Here is a 1,511-nt window from a genome sequence, read left to right on the forward strand (position 1 = left end):
AATGACGCTCCGCGTCCCGCAACACGCCCGCACCGCCGGACAGGTGAATTGTCATGACGCGCGCGGCGCGCTGCCGCAATCGGATCGTTCATGCGCCGTAGCGTGCGAGAGGTCTCACGGCGACGCACCTTCCGCCTCGGATCGCCCGGGAGACTGAGGAAAGGCAGGCAGCCCGTGAGTATCGGGATAGAAGTTTCACGTGAAACACCCGACACCTTCGACGATGACGACGACACACCCTTGGCTCGCGCGACTTTGCAGGCGATGGAGGTCCGCTCCGGCGACCTCACCATGCCGCGCCCGCGTCACCGCAGGGTGTTCTGCGTCGCCAATCAGAAGGGCGGTGTCGGCAAGACGACCACCACGGTGAACATCGGCGTGGCCCTCGCCCTGGCCGGATTGCACGTGCTGGTCATCGATCTCGATCCGCAGGGCAATGCGTCAACGGCCCTGGGCGTGGATCGGAAGGCCGGCACGCCGTCGGTCTACGACGTCCTGATCGGCGAGATCACCGCGGCGGAGGCGATTCAGACCTGCCCGGACGCGCCCAGGCTCGGGTGCGTGCCGGCCACTATCGACCTGGCCGGTGCGGAGATCGAGCTGGTGTCGATGGTCGCGCGGGAGACCAGGCTGAAGCAGGCATTGGAGAAGATCGACACGTACTACGACTACATCTTCATCGACTGCCCGCCATCGCTCGGCCTGCTGACGGTGAACGCGATGGCTGCGGTCGACGAGGTGCTGATCCCGATCCAGTGCGAGTATTACGCGCTGGAGGGCCTGGGCCAGCTGCTCAAGAACATCGACCTGGTCAAGGCGCACCTCAACCCGGACCTGGATGTCTCGACGATCCTGCTGACGATGTACGACGGCCGGACGAAGCTCGCCGACCAGGTCGCGTCCGAGGTGCGCAGGCACTTCGGGCCCAAGGTGCTGACCGCATCGATACCGCGGTCGGTGAAGGTCTCCGAAGCACCGGGCTTCGGGCAGTCCGTGTTGACGTACGACCCCGGTTCCCGGGGGGCCATGAGTTACCTGGATGCGGCGCGCGAGATCGCCGACCGCGGCGCGAGGGAGTTGTCATGAGCAAGCCACGAGGTGGACTGGGTCGAGGCCTGGCGGCGCTGATCCCGACCGGTCCGGACACCACCACCGTCTCCGACGTGCTCATGAGCGGCGGTCCCGCCCGCCGGGAGCCAGCCGCGCTGACCCTGATCGGCGGCGGTGCGCTCCCTGCACCCACCGACGGCCAGACCGGCGAAGCGGTCCAGCCGGGGTCGAACCCAGACGTTGATGCGTCATCCAACGGCGTGGGACCCCGTTATCGGGACATTCCCATCGACGCCATCCGCCGGAACCCGCGCAACCCGCGGTCGGTGTTCGACGAGGACGCCCTGCTCGAGTTGACCCACTCCATCCGCGAATTCGGCATGCTGCAGCCCGTCGTTGTCCGGGATGCGGCCGACGGCGGCTACGAAATGGTCATGGGCGAGCGCCGCTGGCGGGCGGCC

The 1,511-nt window shown here is 67.4% G+C and carries 2 protein-coding genes; both read left to right on the top strand.

What is annotated here, in order from left to right:
* Nucleotides 1–264: 264 nt before the first annotated feature.
* A complete protein-coding gene (locus VET27_RS06100; protein ID WP_526516127.1) occupies nucleotides 265–1,086 on the top strand; it encodes a ParA family protein in 822 nt (273 codons plus the stop codon).
* A partial coding sequence (locus VET27_RS06105) for a ParB N-terminal domain-containing protein (RefSeq protein ID WP_526516125.1) occupies nucleotides 1,083–1,511 on the top strand: 429 nt, incomplete at its 3' end. The genes VET27_RS06100 and VET27_RS06105, both read left to right, overlap by 4 nt.

Source organism: Mycobacterium sp., assembly GCF_035633495.1.
GTDB lineage: Bacteria > Actinomycetota > Actinomycetes > Mycobacteriales > Mycobacteriaceae > Mycobacterium.

What these genes read in the sequence shown, in the direction of transcription:
- VET27_RS06100 (WP_526516127.1), top strand. Translation starts at nt 265, where the DNA reads ATGGAGGTCCGCTCCGGCGACCTCACCATGCCGCGCCCGCGTCACCGC.